This window comes from Pseudonocardia cypriaca, from assembly GCF_006717045.1.
GTDB classification, from domain to species: Bacteria; Actinomycetota; Actinomycetes; order Mycobacteriales; family Pseudonocardiaceae; genus Pseudonocardia; species Pseudonocardia cypriaca.
Genome location: NZ_VFPH01000002.1, coordinates 1,712,655 through 1,730,749 on the forward strand (window position 1 = coordinate 1,712,655; position 18,095 = coordinate 1,730,749).

Genomic DNA, 18,095 nt, shown 5'->3' on the forward strand with positions numbered 1-18,095 from the left:
CTACCGCAGCTCGGCCTCGTCCCCGTCCGGACCCTCGACCATCTCGCTGAGGAGCCGCGCCGCCTGCCCCCCGAGGTCCGCCCGGACCTCGTGGACGTGGCGCCGGTCCAGCGCCAGCGCGTCGCGCACCGGTCCGGGCAGCAGTTCGGCGAACGCGGCGGCGACGGCGCGGCGTACCTCGTCGCCGACGTCGGCAGGGGGGATGTGGCGGTCCTCGGTGTGCCAGCCGTTCTCGTAGGGCTGTGTGGCCGTCGCCCAGTACACCAGCCTCGTGGCCAGCTCGATCAGCTCGGGAACGGGGACCGACGCGCCGACCAGGTGGGCCGCGACCGCGAGGCGCTCGGCCTCCCCCGGCACGTGCCGGTGCACGTCCTTGTGGCTCGGGTCCCTGCCCCAGTGGATCTGGATGGTTCGCTTCAGCTCTTTGCGCGCCGTCCGGCGGTCCCTGCCCGGCAACCGCCCGAGGATCGCCTCCAGCTCGGCCTTCGCGCGCTCGAACGCGGGCTTGACGGCGTCCGCGTCGATGCGGGGCGGCGGCCCCAGCGCCAGCGCGGCCAGGTATCCCTGGTGGAGGTAGCGGCCCGCCAGCCGCGCCCACCCCGGGCGGTTCGCGAACAGCGCGACGACCCGGTCCCGTTCCGCCGGGTGGTCGCCGACGAGCCGCCACGCATCGGCCCAGTCGCGTTCGCGCAGCTCGGCGACCGCGCGGTCGCTCAGCCAGCCGCGTTCCCGGTACCGCTTCGGGAAGGCGACCTTCTGCGGGCCGGCCGCGCGTTCGGCCAGCTCGGCCACGACCCAGCGCTGCTCGCCCGCGAAGCCGTCCTGCACGGCGAACAACGCCTCGGTGAGCGCGTGCAACGCCCCGAGCGGGTCGGCCGCGTACACCACCAGCGTCCCGCCCTCGGTGCGGGCGATGGCGTCCACCTCGCGGCCGAGCTGGTCGGCGATCGGGGCGGCCAGCAGGTGGAACCGCACCGGCGGCAGTGGCCGGTCGGTCCCGAGCGGCCGGTTCCGCAGCAGGCCGGCCGTGTGGTCCCGGTAGCCGCGGAGCGTCGCGAACTCCTGCTCGAACCCGTCCGGCGCGCGCACCGGTGCCTCCAGGCGGGCGGCCCACTCGTCCCGGGTGGCCTGGTCCAGCTCGACGGCACCGGCGAGGGACGCGTTCTCGTCGGTCGCGAACGGGGACCGCAGGGCGAGCCGATCCGCGGCGAACACGTGCGGGTGCAGGGCCCGCATGCCCACCCAACCCACGCCTTCTGCCGGCGGCACCGGAGCCGGCGTCGCCCGCTCGGCCGGCTTCGTGGGCGCGGCCAGCGCGAGCGGCCCGCGGTCGGCGGGCGCCTCGACGCGGACCAGGCGGTGCTCGCCGCCGTACTGCGTGTCCGGGTGCAGCAGCGGGGCGAGGTCCGCCGACGCCGTGCCGATCAGGGCGTCGGTGCCCAGCTCGCGGAGCCGCGCGAGCTCCGGTGCCGCCGTGTGCCGGGCCCAGGTGACGTTGCGGACCGCCAGGTAGACCAGCTCGACGTCGGTCGGCCACACCGCGGCCCGTTCGGTGGCCGACCGCAGGTAGCGCAGCTCGACCTCGATCTCCCAGCGGCGCGGGCCGCCGGCGGCGCGTTCCGCCGCGCGCAGGGCGCGGAGCCACCGCTTCTGCCCCGCGGCGAGCTGGTGCAGCCCGGCGAGCGCCGAGTCGTACTCGGCGCGCAGCTCGGTCTCGCCCAGGTCTGGCAACCGCGCTTCCTCGATCGCCGCGTGGTGGAACTCCTCGGCGTAGCGCAGGGCGAGGGCCCGCCACTCGGGCGCGTCCGCGAACCGCGCCGCGATCTCGGCCCTGACCCGCTGGACGTCCCACACGAGCAGGACCCGGGCCGCCGGGTTGCGCACCGCCAGCTCGCGCAGCTCGCGCTGGGCGCGCGCGGACAGCCATCCGGGGCGCGGCTTCCACGGCTCACGCGGGTGGTCCGGTCCGTCCACGAGGCGCTCGACCAGCACGGCGAGCACGTGGGCCTGCGCCGCGTCGAACCCGGCGACCGGTGCCAGCGCCGCCTTGACGACCTCGTGCAGCAGGCCCACCTCGTCACGGGCGTAGACATCGACCACGCCGTCGTGCTCCGCGTGCCCCGCATCGGCGGCCAGCCCGAGGACCGGGTCGATCAGCACCCCGGGTGACACGTCGGCGAGCCGGTTCAGCCGCACGGACACCGTCGCGCGCCGGCGCTCCCCCATCGGCTCGCCGCGCAGCAGGCGGATCGTGGCCAGCACCATCTCGCGCAGCACCTGCGCCTGCTCGGTGGCGGACGCGGGCGGGGTGGTCCGCTCCAGCCGCCGCTCCAACCGGTCCGCGAGCTCCGCCCGCGCGGCGGGTGCCATCTCATCGCCGGTGAGCAGACTGCCGTGCCACCACGCCTCCAGCTCGCTGCCGTGCGGCTTGCGCAACCCGCCCGACCGGGTGGGTGCGCTCCCGCCGAACCAGGCGGCGGCGATGGGGCCCGCGTCCGCGTCGTGCCGGATCCCGGTGTGTTCCGGGTGCTCACCGAGGTGGAACTCCAGCTCGTGGGAGAGCAGGCGGTCCCACCACTCCTGGACGGCGTCGGGGTCGAGCGCGTAGCGCGCGGCGATCTGCTCGGCGACCGTCCTGGTGATCACCACGATGCCGGGGCCGGCCCAGCCGAACGCGAGCACGCCCCGCACCGGGAAGTCGCCGTCCCAGATCCGCACCAGGCCCGGCGGGGCCCGCGGCATCGCGAGCGACAGCTCCTCGAGGGGCGTCATCCGGTCCTCGCCTGCGCGCAGCGCCGCCACGACGTCCGACCGCTGCGCGTCGGTGAGCGGGTGCTCGGACACGCCGCCACCGAGTCCGAGCTCCGCGGCCTTCGCGGTGGCCAGCTCGATCGCCTCGGCGAGCACGGCGGGCGGGCCGAACAGGTGGCCGACGAGCGGGCGGCTCGCCTGGGCGAGGCCGACGAGCCGCCCGTCGACGAACCCGGGCCCGCCGGAGTTGCCACCCACAACGATCGCGTTGACCGCGCGCCCCTCGTCCCAGGCGGTTCCGGCGGTGACCCACCACTCCCCCGCCGGGTAGCCGGCGATGACGATCTCGGCCCCGTCCACGGGCGCCTCGGTGGCGAGCGGGGCGATCGAGGGCCCGGCACCGGGTCCGTGGAGGTCGTCGAGACCGTCGACGATCAGCAGCGCGAAGTCGACGGTGCCGTCGTGGCGGGTGGCCGCACGCGCGAGGCGGGGATGGCGGGCGAAGTCGTCGAGGGTGAGCCGCATCGTCGCCGTCACCTCGCGGGTGCCCCGCTCGGGATCGCCGACGACCAGCGGGCTCACGCCGGCGTCGGCGACGTGCAGGACGGTGGCCACGGAGCGCTCGCCGACGCGCACGCCGCTGCCGACGATCGTGCCGTCGGGCCCGCGCACCGCGACCGTCGCGGACACCGGCGGCGCGGCTGGCCGGCCCGGGCCGGCCGGCTGGAGGTTGTCCAGCCAGTGCTGCCCATCCTCGTCGAGCCACGTGGTGAGGCTCAGGCCGTGGGGGAAGGCCGCCGACCACTGCTCGGGGAGCCGCACGTGCCAGCGCCGCAGCCGGTCGGCGACCCGCTCGGGTTCGCCTGCTGCGTGCTGCCACGCGGTGGCGAGCAGCTCGAAGAAGGGTTCGGCGGGGGCGAGATGCTCTCGCGGGGCGGGTGCCGCCCACCAGCGGGCGGCACCGCGGAACCGGGTGAGCGCGTCCGGCAGGGACTCCCGCAGCTCCGCGAGGCCCCGGCTGCGGATGCCCAGCCGGCCCCGTGGACCGGCCACGCCGAGCGCGGGCCCGCCTTCCGGGTGGACGAACCCGGTGAAGCCGGCACGACGGATCGCCGGGTCCAGCGCCCACACCCGCCCGTCGGTGACGCGGAGCCATGGATGCGCGTCGACGATCGCGGCCAGCGCGTCGGGCCGGAACCCCCATCCGCCGCGGTCGCCCTCCCGGACCCCGACCATCCCGATGACCATCCACAGCGCGTCCAGCTCCGGCGGGTTGCCCATCCGGCGCACGGCGGCGAGCAGCTTCCGGTCCCGCTGCCGCTCCGGGGTGAACGGCCCGGCGCCGTCCAGGGCCGACAGCGCGTGAGCGGGCAGCCGCCCGCCCCCGAGCACCGCCTCGACCACCGCTCGGCGCACCGCGACGCCGGCGGCGTCGAGCAGGGCGAACACCTCCGTGTCGAGCACCAGCCGGCCACCGAGCGCCACCACCACGAGGTCGGACACGGTCGGCCCCTCGCGCAGCCCGTTCTCCCACGCGAGGTGGTCGAGGTAACCGTCGAGGGCGGTCAGGCCGTCCGGGACGGCGCTGCCCGGGTCCAGCCCGGCCCATGAGCGCAGCTCGGCCGCGTCGAGCTCGCGGGTGACCGGGGCGTTGATGGCGGCGTAGCGCGCCCCGATCCCCGCCGCGATGCCGAGCGGCTCGCCGCCCGTCCGGACCGCAGGCAGCGGCGCAGGCATGCGGCGGGCGTGCATCCAGCCGTCGGCGTCCGCGATCTCGCGGTCGAACGCGGCCGGCCAGCGCCACGGCCGCGGCCAGGTCCGCGCCGTGGCGGCCGGCCCGCTGCGCGCGTGGGCGTACGGGGCGCCGAGCGCCGCGGCGACGGCGGCATGGGTGCGCTGCCCGATCAGCACCGCGACGGCCGAGCGCATCGGCGGGGGGAACCGCGAGAGGACCACCGGGTAGGCGTCCGCGGCGATCTGTGCGGCCCGGGCGGTGCCGCCGAGCGCGAGGTGGTTGACCACCGCCGTTGCCACGGCCATCTCGATGGCCGCCCGCAGCGGCTCCGGCAGCGACTGCCCGGCGTCCCGCGCCTCCCACTCCAGCTCCCGGGCGAACGCCTCGGTCCCGTCGAACAGCGTGAGCTCCAGCCGCCCGCCGCGGCCCGTGACCGCGGCCAGCGGGAGCGTGGGTATGTCCGCCCCGCCCAGCGCCGAGTTCACGAGCGTCCACGCCGACCACCACGCGCGCCGGTGCAGTCCGCGCACCCCGTCGACGTCTCGCAGTGCCTCCGCTGCGGCACGGACCGCCGTTGCCGTGGTCCCGAAGGGACGCACTCGCTTCGTGCGGTGCAGGGGCTCGTCGGCCGTCGGCGCCCTCGTGGTCCGCGCACCGGACAGCGCCCTGATCACCCACCGGCCCGCGAGCACCGCGATCACAACGGTGGCCACCAGCACGACCGGCCAGAACGCGCCACCGTCCAGCATCGGCACCGGCAGCATGGCCGCCGCAGCCGGCCGCGGCATCGTCCACGGCTCGTTCCACAGTGCGTCGAACATCGCGACCGTGACGCCACCCGCGCCGCGCACCGCGTGGATGCGGGCCACGGTGAGCCGGACCTCCCGCCGCGGGAGCCCGGCGGCGCGCAGCCGCTTCGCCAGACGGGCCAGGTCGACGGCGTGGACGTCTGCGAGCAGCTCCGCGGTCAGCGGCTCCCCACCGTGCGCCAGGGCCGCTGTGAACGGCGTCGACATCGGGTACGGGCGCCGGTGGCCCCGCGCGGGGAACGCGGCACCGTTGTCGATGAGCCGCAGCGACCGGCCGAAGACCAGGTAGTTGGGGTGGCCGTGCGGTCCGCCGCGGTCGAGGTTCGCGATCACGTAGTCGAAGACGCCCGCGCGCAGGCGGTCCCGCTCGTCCAGGTCGTCGGCTGCTCGCCGCCGGACGGGATCGGCGCCGTGCAGCCACCGCTGCAGCGAGCCGCGACCTGCCGGGCCGCGCCACTCCACGGAGGCCGCCACCAGGTCCGCCCAGCCCAGCTCCTCGGCCACGATGTAGGCGGCGATCTCCCGCACCGGCTCCTCGTGGCCCCACCACCGCCACCGCCGCGCCGGCTTGTGGTAGCCGACCAGCTCGTCGCCCACGTACACGCGGTGGCGCGCCCCACCGAGGTGGTCCTCGGCGCGGTCGAGCTCCAGCCGGACCGGACCGACGAGGTCGTCCCGGAGCACCGCGCGCGACAGCTCAGCGGCCAGTCGGGCGGCGTGGCGGTCGTGGCGGTGACCGGTGTGCTCGGCGCCGTCGATGTGGAAGTCGAGCTCGTGGCGCAGCAGCCGCGCCCACCAGCGGGCGAACGACGCATCGGCCGCGACGAGGCCCTCGACGAGCCGCGCCACCCGCTCCGGCACCACGATCACGCCGTCCGGGGCGTGCCGGGGGTCGCGCCAGCCGAACGCGACCAGCGAGCCGCCGTCCCCGAGGTCGGCGCCGGTGACCCGCACGAGCCGCACGGCATCCGGTGGGCCCCGCGCGAGGTTCGGGAACTCCGCGCCGGACAGCGGGCGGGCGTCCGGCAGGGCGCCGGGCAGTCGCCCGATGATCCGGTCCCGCGCGCCGCCGTCCAGGCCGCCCATCGCGACCGCGCCGCCGTGCGGGCCGGCGCCGATGCCGTGGCTCGCGAACGCGCGGTGCGCGGCCGCGACGATCTCCCGGTTCTGCTCGTCGGTGTTGCCGGCGTTGTAGTGCCCGCTGTGCGCCGTGATGCGCTCGACGACGACGCGGCCCTCGTGGAGCGCCAGCCACGCGGTGAAGGCCAGCTGCACGTCGTTCCCCGACGCCGCGACGGCGTGGCTGAACTCCGGGTCCGGGCCGCCGCGCCCGGGCAGCGTCTGCGGGACGACCCGGATCGCGCCTCCGAGCGTGAGCACGCCCTTGACCTGCGGCTGCACCTGCACGAGCGCGGCCAGCTCCGCGCTGTCGGCGCGCACCGGCGTCACGCCGTACTCGGCCGCCAGCCGCGCCTCCACCGGGTAGTTCTCCGGTCGCAGGTTCGGCCGCGGCGCCGCGACCCCCGTCGGCCCCGCGTCCGGGCCCGACAGCGGAACGGCGGCGAGCCGCGCCGCGGCGGCGACGGCGGGGTCGTCCGCCCACTCCAGTGCCAGCGCACGCCAGTCGGACCGGTCGGCGAACAGCTCCGCCAGCCTGCGCCGGGTCCGCTCGTCGGCCGCTACCGCCTGCCGGGCGCCGGGCAGCGCGCGCCGGACCAGCGCGGCGAGCACCCCGGCCTGGGCCGGGCTGAACCCCCACCATCCGGCGAAGACCGTCTCCACCAGCGCCGGGACCACGTCGAGCTGGTCCCTCGCGACGATGTGCAGGGTGCCGTCCACCGAGGCGTGGGCGGTGCCCCTCCCCTGGTGGACCACGATCGGCGGCGGACGCGGCCACGCCGGGTCCCACTCGCCGCGCAGCAGGTTCGCCGCCTCGATGAGCCAGATGTCCATCAGCAGCGACTGCCGGTCGAAGCCGTCGGGAAGCTCGGCGACCACCGCCTCCAGGCGGTCGGCCCACCGACCGCGCTCCGCCTGCGACAGCCCCCTGGCCGGCGTCGACGGCGGCGCACCGGGCAAGGGGCCCGTGGTGGAACCGGCGCCTCCGGGCCCCGCCACCACCGCGACGGTGAGGTCGTCGATACCGCCCGCAGCGCGTGCGGCGTCGGCGAGCCGCATCGCGGCCGCGACCGGCCGGGCGTAGGCGCCGGCGTCGAGCGCACCCGCGAGGTCGCCCGCAGCGGGCAGGTACCGCCACAGGCCGTCCGTGACCAGCACCAGCAGGCCGGGCACGTCCGGGGTGAACCGGGTGACGGTCGGGTCGGGCCGGAAGTCGCTCGCCGCCCAGCGGGTCATGATCCCGCCATCGGTGATCGACCCGCCCCGGGAGTCGTCGGCGGTCAGCACCGCGCCGCTCAGGCTCGGGTCGAGCGGCAGGTAGTAGGCGCGGGACGTGCCGGTGTGCGACAGCGTGATCGTGCCGTCGGCGCCGTGGTACCCGGCGGCGTACGCCACCGCTCCGTGGCCGGTCTCCGGGCGGTAGTGCGCGGCCAGCGCCGCGAGGCCCGCGTCGTGGGCGTCGTACAGGGCCTGCTGCGGGGTGCGGCCGGCCCGGTCGGCGCGGGCGATCTCGCCGTGGAACGCCATGGCGAACAGGTGGGCGGCGAGCCGGGAGGCGGGGTAGCTGAACACGCCGTCGACGACCAGCGCGACCCGATCCCCGTTCGGGAGGCTCACGAGGGTGGCGGCGTCCTGGTTGGTGCGGTTGCCCTGGCCGCGGCGGGTGGCGGCCGCCATGCCGTCGCCGGAGCGGGCGTCGTCGCCGTACGGCTGCTCGATCCGGTCGTGGTGCGGGATCACCGGCTCGTCGCCCGGGGCGGGCGTGGCGGCCTTCCGGAAGAGGTCCGGGTGCGCGGCGCGCAGGTTCTTCGCCGCGATGCGGGCGGTCTCCATCACCGACCAGCCGCCGCCGGTGCGGAAGAGCGCGGTCTCCCACGCGTAGTCGCGGTCGATCGTGTAGCGCTCCAGGGACAGCCGGGCCTCGGCCAGCGCTTCGTCCCGCTCGGGGCCGGGGTGCAGGCCGTCGAGGCGCTTGCGGGCGGCGTCGAGCTCCTTGGCGACCTCGCGCAGCCAGAACTCCGCGGTGGGCGGGTGCGGGTCGGAGCCGGGTGCGTACGGGCGGGCCGCCTCGGCCGCGGAGAGCGTCCGGTCGATCTGGTGCGGGTAGGACCCGACGGCACCGAGCGCGGCGGCGGCCTCCTCGTGGGCCTCGATGAGCGCGCCGTACGCCTCGACCTGCGCGGCGCGGGCCGCGTGCAGCAGCGCGATCGCGTCGGGAGGCAGAGCCCGGTCGGAGCGCTGGTCGGTGCGGAACTCGGCCGCGCGCAGAGCCCTGTGGTACAGCCGGGCGGCCCGGTCGGCGGCCCGCACGAGGACCAGCAGCCTGCGTCGCTCCCGGCCGGGGGTCACGGCGTGCCGCCAGCGGGCCGTCACGCCGTCACGGACGCGTCCGGCGAACCGGACCGGCGCGGCGGGGTGGTCGGCGGACAACGGCCAGTTCAGGCTTCCGGCCGAGTGCCGAAGGCGGTAGCCGAGAGCGGTGAGGCGGCGCCACTGGATGCCGGCGTCGTCGACCCATCCGTCGCGCCAGTGGCGGAACGCGAGGTCACCGGCGCGCAGCAGGTCGCGCAGGGCGGCGTAGGCGTCCTTCTCGGAGCGGGTACGGCCGCCTGCCGCGGGCTGCCGCACCGTGAGCGGGGTGAGCTCGCCGCCGCCGGGCAGCGCCAGCGGGTCGGCGCGCATCGCGTGGCGCAGCCGCGGACCGGCGGCCCGCCACTGGGCGGCGAGCTTCGCGTCGGCCCGGTAGCCGCTCTCCCGGTCACCGCGCAGCGCACCCAGCTCGGCGAGAGCGGCGAGCGCCTCGTCCCAGCCGGTACCGCCGTACTGCGCGGCCAGCTGGGCGGCCGTGACGGGCTCGCGGCGCCCGGCGATCACCAGCAGTCGCTCCAGCAGGCTCGCCGGCACGGCGTTCGGGGTGGTCCGGACGGCGCGGGCCATCGCGTCGGTCCAGCGCCGCCGGTTCCACTCGCGGTGCGTCCTGCTGAGCTCGACCTCGATGCCGAGCAGCGCCGCCGAACGCAGGACCCGCATGCCGGCGGCGAGCTCCCGCTGCTCGTCCCGCCGCCGCCCCGACGCGCCGGGGTGCCGGTCCGCCAGCGCCTGCTGCTCGTCGCGGACGGCACCGGTCACGCTGCGATGGCGCTGCTCGGCCAGCTGGGCGGCCGCCTCGAACGGCTGGCTGCGCGGCTTGGACATGCCTCTCAGCTCGAACTCCAGCGCCCGCAGCGCGGCCCGCGCCCGCTTGACATTGGGGTGGCGAGGCTGGTTCCGGTCCAGGTAGTACTGCTTGATCTCCTCCAGGAGCGCCCTCCGCGGCCCGGCCAGGTACTCGGCCCGCAGCCGGTTGCGCTCCTTCAGCTCCTCGGCCAACCGCTCCGCCCAGACCCGGCTCCAGGCCCCCTCCGGCCCCATGCCGGAGCGGGTCCAGAGCGCCTGGCCCAGCATCAGCTGGAACTCGACGACCTCGGCGTCGCCCGCCCGCCCGGCAGCGCGCAGCGCGTGCGCGACCCGGCCGAGCGCTGCCGGGTCGGAGGCCAGGATCGGCACCAGCAGCGCCGTCGTGTCGACGTGGTGGCGCCTGCGACCCGCTGCGGCCCCCCGCTCGCGGGCCAGCGCGTGGCGGATCTCCGGGGTGTCCGGGAGCGCGTCCCACTCGTCGAGCGGCTCCGGGAGGTCGGCGGAGATCCGCTGCCACATGCGCTCGGCGAGCCGCTCCGCGAGGTCGCGGTCCAGCGCGCCGGTCAGCCCGTTCAGGCCGAGCAGCGCGTCGAGCTCCTCGCGGTGCGCGACGGCCCGCCGATGCAGCCGGTCGCCCCGCCACCACAGCCATCGCGTCGGCCGGTCCGGGGACCGCACATCACGGGAGCCCCGGTAGCCGTAGTAGCCGGCCCGCTGCTCGTCGGGGTCGCGGAGCAGCTTCCCGACCAGCCAGACCGACGCCGCCGCCACGACGAAACGGGTGAGCACCGCGGGGAGCGAGTCGTTGGCGTCCACCCACGCCTTGCTCACCCACGACAGGTTGATCGTCACGGCCGCCAGGCCCGCGAGCACCGGGTCCATCGCCTTGCGCCACAGCAGCCGCGTGTCCACCGGGGAGAAGTTCTTGTAGTCCAGCCAGGCGATGAGCGCCTTGCGCTGCCGGTCCGCGATCTTCTGCGACGCGTTCGGGGCGGCGGCCCTGCGCTCCAGCTTCTTCGCCGTGCGCTTCTTGATCGGCGCCATGATCTTGCCGACCCACACGTTGACGTACTCGGCGATGATCGTCGGCGACGCGTAGACCAGAGCGGCCACCGCGATCGCGCTGAACAGCTCCCGCAGCGCGCCCGGGTTCAGGCCCGCCGCCAGTGCGCTGATCACGAAGTACACGCCTGCCGACAGCGTTCCGGTGATCAGCGACTTGATCACGCGGGTGCGACCGAGGTCCTTCTTCTGCACGATCGCCGCCGCGACGCCCGCCCCGACCGCCACCACGACCGGGACCACCCACCACGGCAGCGTGACCGGGGCGAAGACGCGGGTCAGGCCCAACGCCGCGGTGAACACGTAGGCGAACACCGCCGACCGGATCGCGTCGCGCCGCGGGCGGGTCTGCATCCCGGAGGCCTGGTTGGCGTACTGGCGCCGCAGCACGTAGCGGTGGACCAGCCCGGCCGAGACCAGCGGCACGAGCAGCGCCTTGACCCCGCGCAGCCCTGGCTGCAGGGCGAACAGCGGCCACAGCACCGTCCACGCGTGCTCGACCAGCCCCCACACGGCCGGGCTCAGCCCGGCGGCGAGGCCGCCGCCCAGCCACAGCCCGATCCGCGCCCCGTTGGTGCGCAGCCCGCGGGCGAACGCCTCCCACGGCGGGCCGCGGGTCTGCCGCGGCGTCCAGACCGCGCGGACCGCCGCCACCACCCCGGCCGCCGCCATCACCAGGCCGACCGGTCCGATGATCACGCCCGCTCCGACGAGGCCCAGCTGCGTCCCGCCCCACGCGCCGGCGCCGACCCCGACCACGAACCCGGCCACGCGGGCCACGCGCCGCCGGTTCCGTTCGGCCACCGGCACGTCCATGCCGAGCGCCGCGACGAACCGGGTGCGCAGGCCGGCCCATCCCCGGCCCCGGGCGGCCCGCTCCACCCTCCGGTTCGCGCGGGCGGCCGCCGACCCGGCGGCGACCGCCGCATCGATCGCGTCCAGGCGCCCGGCGTTCAGGGCGCGCCCCGCGGCCGTCCGCGCCGCGCGGGCGCCCGCGAGCGCCGGGAACGCCTCCGCGAACCGGACGGCGACCGCCGGGACGGCCCGCTCGAACTCCGTGCCCGCGGGCACGCCACGCGGCGGCGCGACCTTCGCGGCGTCCAGCCGGGCCGCCCGGGCCACCAGCCCGCGCGCCGTGCGCTCGGTGAGCCCCAGCGCCCGCGCGATGCGCTGGGCCAGCTGGTCCCCGGTCAGCCTCGCGGCCTCCGGCCTGGCGGCGTTCACCGTCGCCAGCCAGCCGATCCAGCCCAGCTGCTCGGTGGTGAGCGCCCGCCGCGCCGCACGCTGCTCCCGGTGCAGCAGGCGCACGGCCCGGCCCTCGGTCGCCCGCAGCCGGGCCACCCCGCGGACCTGCCCGCGCAGCACGCCCGCGGCCCGCCAGCCTGTCGCGACGCGCTGCCGGCCGCGCTCCACCGCACCCACGAGCCGCGCCCCGCCACGCTGCACCGCGGCCCCCGCGGCGTGCCAGCCGCTCACCGCCCGCTGCCGCCCGGCGGCGATCCGCGTGCCGACGGCGCGAGCGGCGTCGCCCAGGGTCGGCGGGTCCGCGGGTAGCGTCCGCACCTGGTCGCGGGCCAGGCCCGTCACCCGGCGCACGGTGCCGGCCCGGACCCCGGCGTTGCGCGCGGCGATCGCGGCGCGCTGCACCCGGTCGTCGAACAACCTGCGGGCGGCGGCCAGGTCGAGGCTCGCCTCGGCGAGCGGCTCGATCGCGCGGTCCAGCGCCGCGGCGCGCGTCGTCACCTCGGCGCGGGCAGCGTCGAGCAGCTCGGCGGCCGAGCGGCCGGCGGCGACCAGCCCCGTCGGAAGGGTCGCCTCCCCGGCCAGCGCCGGATCGGCGATGCGCGCGCGGACCCGAAGCGGGGGCACGCCGAGGGCGCCTGCCAGGTCGTCGACGATCTCGTCCTCGGTACGGCCCAGCTCGCGCAGCCGCCCGGCCAGTGCAGGCACCCAGCCCAGCCGCTCGCCGAGGCTGCGCTCGTGGCGGCCGATCGCCGCCAGCACGCGGGCCTCGGCCAGCTCGGCCTCAACCAGCTGGCGGCGCGCCTCGGCCACGGTCTCGCGCAGGCTGCGCGCGGCCGTGCGGCGGCCCGGCCACCACACCACGCCGGCCGCCATGAGGCCGGAGCCGCTCACCCCGTGGCGGACCGCGACCACCTCGGCCAGCAACGCGCCGGCCATGAGTACGAACGTCCAGGTCGAGCGGGACCCGAACCGCTGCCACCACGGCGGACCGCGCGACCTCGGCTCCGGCGTCGCCGCGTTCGGCGCGGCGCCCCGCGTCCCGGTACCGGCGTTCGACCCGCTCGGCGGCGCAGGCGACCGCTCGGGCCCCGTGGCGTCCGGGGCCGATCCGCCGCCGGACCCCGGCCCGCCGCCCGACGCGGTCGGTCCGTTCCCCACGATCCTGCGGACCTGGTCCGGGGTGAGCCCGGTGATGCGGGCGATGCGCGCGACCGGCAGCCCGCCCTCGGCCGCCGTCCGCACCGGGGCTTCCAGCGTCGCAGCCCGCTGCGCCTCCCGTTCGGCGACCGCGCGGTTCGCCGCCTCGACCTGCCCGACCGCTGCGCGCAGCCGGGCCTCCACGTCGGCGAGGGCCGCGGTGAGCCGCTCCAGCCGCCGCGGGAACGACCCGTTCGGCCGGCCCAGCACGAGCGCGCCGACCGGCACGGCCGGGTCGGCCGCGATCGCACGCACTTCCGCCGGTGTCATTCCCAGCGCTCGCGCCACGGCGTCGGCCTGCCCCGCCGCAGGCGCCGAGTCGCCGAAGAGCCACCGCACGCCGCGCCGCTGCAGGTCGGCCAGCTGGGCGTCGGCCGTGGCCGCCCGGCCACGTGCCTGGACCTGCTCCGACCGGGCTGCCGCGATCGCGGCGTCCGCAGCCGAGACCGCCGAGCGGAGCGCGCGAGCCGCAGCGAGCACCCGCAGTGCTCGGCCCCACGGCCGCGGTTGCAGCGGGGAGAAGCCGGCGGGCGGGGCCACCACCGCGACCGTGGCGACGACGCCGTCCACCGTCGCCGCGGGCCGGCCCGCCTCGCCGCTCGCGAGCCCGAGCTCACCGCCCTGCCGCAGCACGTCCACCGTGGCCGGGTCCGCGAAGAGCAGCCCGGAGCGCCCGTCGGTGTACACGCCGTGCTCGCGGCGGCCGGTGACGGCCTCGACCCGGTCGCCGAGGCCGGGCACGACGCACATCCCGGTGCACCCGGCGGCCACCACCTGCTCCACCGGCCGGCCGAGCAACCGCGCGACCTGCCACGGCGGCAGGACGGCCCACGCGGCAGCCGGGTCGAGCAGGGGCGCGATCGGAGCGGTCCGCTCGGCTACGGCCGGCGTCCCGGCCGGGGCCTCGGCGGGGAGCGTCCGCAGCGCCGCCCGGAGCCTGCGCTTGGTGCTCCGGCTCCAGTCGAGGTCGTGCCGTGCCGCGAACTCACCGATGGCCTGCGCAGGCCGCGCGTGGCCGCGCCACCGCCCGACCCGCACGAGGTCCCGCAGCTCCGCGCCGTCGATCAGCCCCGCGGTCGCCAGCCGGTGCAGGTCGGCGATCACCTCGGCGGGCGCGTTCGCCTGCTCGAGCCGGTCGAGCTGCACGCGCGCCTCGTTGCCCATCACACGCGTGAAGACCTCGGCGGCAGAGCCCGCGGGCCTGCTCTGCAGCAGGCCCTCCAGCCGGGCCAGCGCGTCGGTGTGGCCGCGGCGCTCGACCTCGTCGCCCAGCACCGGGCCACCATCGGCGTCGGCGAGCCGTGCGAGAGCGGCCGCGGCCTGTTCCGCGGCGACCTCGGCGTGCTCGGCGGCGCCCCACGCCTGCGTCTGCGCGCCGATGACCTGCACCCCGCCCGCGATCTCCTGGAGGCTCGCGACCGCGCCCGCGTAGTCGCGTGCGGCGACCTGCTCGTGGACGCGCGCGACCGCGCCGTCGGGCACCCCGAGCAGCTCGGCGGCGGTGCGGTCCGCGGCCGCGCTCGCGGGCGCGACCGGCGTCGCGACGCCGGTCGGCGCGTCCGGCTCGACGAGCGCGCGGTGGTCGCGCAGCGCCTGCGCGATCGCGGTCTCGGCACCGCACACCGCGGAGCAGGCCAGGGTCACGCGCGCGGGGTCACCGCCCCGCGCGAAGCGTTCGCCCGCGGCGGCGAGGTCTCGGCGCGCGGCGGCCACGTCGCGCTCCAGCTCGCGGATCGTCGCGACGGAGCGCTCGATCGCGATGTCGCGGGCGCTGCCGACGCCCGCCGTGTCGAGCTGCCTGGTCACGCCGGGGAGCTCGCGGCCGCCGCGACCCCGCACCGCGTCGGCGAGCTGCCGCTCCTGGGCCTTCGTCGCCCGCTCGACGGCCTTCTCGACCAGGCGTGCCACGGCCGCGTCCGGGAGGCGTCCCGTCCGACCGGCGAACTCCTCCTTCAGCCGCGCCAGCGCGGCCGCGTCGGCGTGGTGAGCGAGGATCGGGTCGTCGAGGGAGATCGCCTCGCCCGCCGATCCGGGCTCGTCCTGGCGCGCGGCCCGCCCGAACGCCTGGTCGGTGGCCCGCCGCGACTCGAACAGGTTCGCCACGGTCACCCGCAGGCCGCCCGCCTCGATCACGGCCCGGCGCGCCAGCGGGTACGCCCTCCCGCCGCCGAGCAGGACGTCGGTGCCGCGTCCCATGATGTTGGTGGCGACGGTGACGGCGTGCGGCCGGCCGGCCGCGGCGATCACGGCGTCCTCGAAGCCGATGCGGCCGTCCAGCGCGTTGAGCACCTGCACCGCCACCCCGCGCCGGCCCAGCAGCGCGGCGAACGCCTCCGACTCGGCGGGCGTCCGGAAGATCAGCAGTTCGGGGGCGGCGCTGCTCCGCCGCGCCACCACGCCGTCGGCGAGGGCCTCCAGCCACGCCTCGGACGAGGCGTACACCTCGCGCGGCCGCACCTCGAGCCGCTTGGACGCGTGCGTCGGGATCTCGACGACGTCCATCCGGTAGAGCCTGCGGAACAGGCCCGCCGCCGGCTTCGCGGTCCCGCTCATCCCGGCGACGTCGCGGTAGCCCCGCAGGTAGTCCCGCACGGTGATCTGGGCGATGGTCTGCTGCGGCCGCCCGATCGGCAGCCGGTGCTTGGCCTCGATCGCCTCGTGCAGGCCCTCGCTCCAGCGCTGCCCGTCAAGGGCGCGGCCGTTCGGGTTGTCGAGGATCTCCACGCGCGCGCGGTCGGCGATCTTGTAGTGGACGCCGGCGTACAGCCGCTCGGCCCGCTTGGCGTTCACCAGGTCGCGCACCTGCTGCTCGGCCAGCGGGTGGCCGAGGCGCCTGCCGATCAGGCGCGCCTGCGCGGCGCTGATCGTCACGGGCTCGCCTGCCCTCGCCCGGAACTCGCCGGAGCGCAGACCGGCCGCGATGTCCCGCGCCCATGCCAGCTCGGCGTACCGGACGTGCCCGGCCACCGCCTCCGCGAGCCGGTGCGGGCTGCCGCCCCAGTCGAGGAGGATCATGTCCGCCTCGTCGACGAGGGCGTACTCGTGCCCGCGCTGCACCCGGGCACCAGAGGGCCGCTGCCCGTCGTCGAGCAGGTCGAACAGGAAGTCGCTCGCCGAACCGATCGTGACGTCGGCCTCGTAGGCCGCCTTGCGCAGGTGAACCGGCTCGCCGTGCCCGCGGAGCCGCCCGACCGTGAGTCCGAGCGATTCCGCCACCGGCGCGTAGGCACCCGCGGTCTCCTTCGCCAGCTGGACGCTGCTGGTCAGGACGTGCACCCCGCCGCCGCGCGTCCGGTAGGCGCGTCTCAGCGCCGGGAGCATGCCGGTCAGGGTCTTGCCCTCGCCGGTCAGCATCTGGACGACGCTGCCCCGCAGCTTCCCTCGGAGGGTCAGGTACCGCAGCGCACCCGACGCGCCGCGGTCCAGCGCGATCGCGCCGGCCAGCTGCACGTCGTGCAGTCGCTTGCCGTGGGTGAGTCGGATCTCCTCGGCGATCAAGGCGAAGTGCTCGGCCTGCGAGAGCCGCTCCCCTTCGAGGGCGCGCGCACGCAGCGCCGTGTACCCGTCGTGATCGAGCCCGGACCACACCTCCTTGATCTGGTTGATCTTCTTGCGCACGCCACGCAGCGCGCGCTCGTTCGCCAGCTCGTGCTGGGCCTCCCGGACCCGCTCGCGCGCGGCCGTGACCGCGGGGTCGCGGTCCAGCAGCCGGTCGCGGGCGTCCAGCAGCTCACGCCGGTAGCCGCGGTCGACCGTGTCCCGTACGGCCGCGTCGAGCCTCGCGAGGCGCTCGCCGCGGACCTGCTCGGCCTCGGCCAGCTCACGCTGGGCCGCGGCCAGTTCCCTCCTCAGCTGCCTGCGGTTGGGTGCCTCCGCGCCAGTGGGCCGCTCCGGCACCTCGCCGGCCGTCCGTGCCGACTTGCCGAGGGGTGTGGTGTTCTCGCCCGCCGAGCGCGGCGGGTCGCCGCTGCGCCGCTTGCCGTCGTGCTTGCGCGTCCCGCCGGCCGGGGACGGCTCGGCGGTGCCGCCGTCGGCGTCGACGTGGGTGCGGGCGCCCGGTCCGGGTTGCGTGGCCTGTGGCGCGCCGCCGTCGCCGGTCGACCCGGCCTGGGTCCGCGCACCGCCGGCCGAGGAGCCCGGAGGCACCCCCTCGGGCCGGCCGCCGCTGCCACCGGGAGGTGCGCCCGGCTCGGGCTCGCCTGCCGGCCCGTCCCGGTCGGGGCGCTGCACCCGTGCCGTCCCGGCTGCGTCGCGCACGACCTCGGTGCGCGGGCCGGCACCGGCGCCGGCCCGGTCCCGCGCGTCCGCGCGCAGCGCATCGTGGATCTGGCTCTTCTTGACGCCGAGGTCGCGGGCCAGCGAGGCGACCGTCACGGGGCCGTCGCCCCGCGCGACGAGCGCCGCGTCGACCTGCTCGGCGAGGGCGCGCTGGGCCGGTGTGGCCCGCGGCGGGGCGGGCCGTACGGGACCCGCGACGGCGCCGTCGGGCGCCAGGCCCGGCTCCGGCCGCTGCGCCCACACGGTGCCGTTGCGGTCGCGCACCAGCTGGACCCGCGGCCCGGCTCCGAGCTCGCCGCGGACGGCGGCGTCCCGGTTCAGCGCCGCGCGGACCGCGGACTTCTTGACACCCAGCTCGCGGGCCAGCGCCGCGACCGTGACGGCGGCGTGGCCGCCGTCCGCGATCCGCGCGTCGATCTCGTCGGCGAGGAAGCGCTGGTAGCGCGCCAGCGCGGTCTCCCCGCCCGCCGGCCGGACCGCGACGGCAGTCCGGCCGTTGCGGGCGAGCCCGACCCGCGGACCGTTGCCGAGCCCGGCCCCCTCCGCCATCTCCCTGGCCAGGGCGGCCCGCACCGCGCCCTTGCCGACCCCCAGCTCGCGGGCCAGCGACGCGACCGTCAGCGGGGTGTTGCCGCGCATCTCGAGCAGGACGTCGATCTGGTCGGCGAGCATCCGGTCGCGCCCGGCGTTGCGCAGCACGGCCGCGGCCCGGCGCTGCTGGA

The 18,095-nt window shown here is 77.4% G+C and carries 1 protein-coding gene (only partly in view); it reads right to left on the minus strand.

Annotated features, from left to right (window positions below; genetic code table 11):
• Positions 1–18,095, minus strand: the 3' portion of a protein-coding gene (locus FB388_RS25780) for a preprotein translocase subunit SecA (RefSeq protein WP_142104736.1). The gene runs 11,413 nt beyond the window's last position; only the last 18,095 of its 29,508 coding nucleotides appear in the window; the start codon falls outside the window, past its right edge — the gene reads right to left on this strand; the stop codon is at positions 1–3.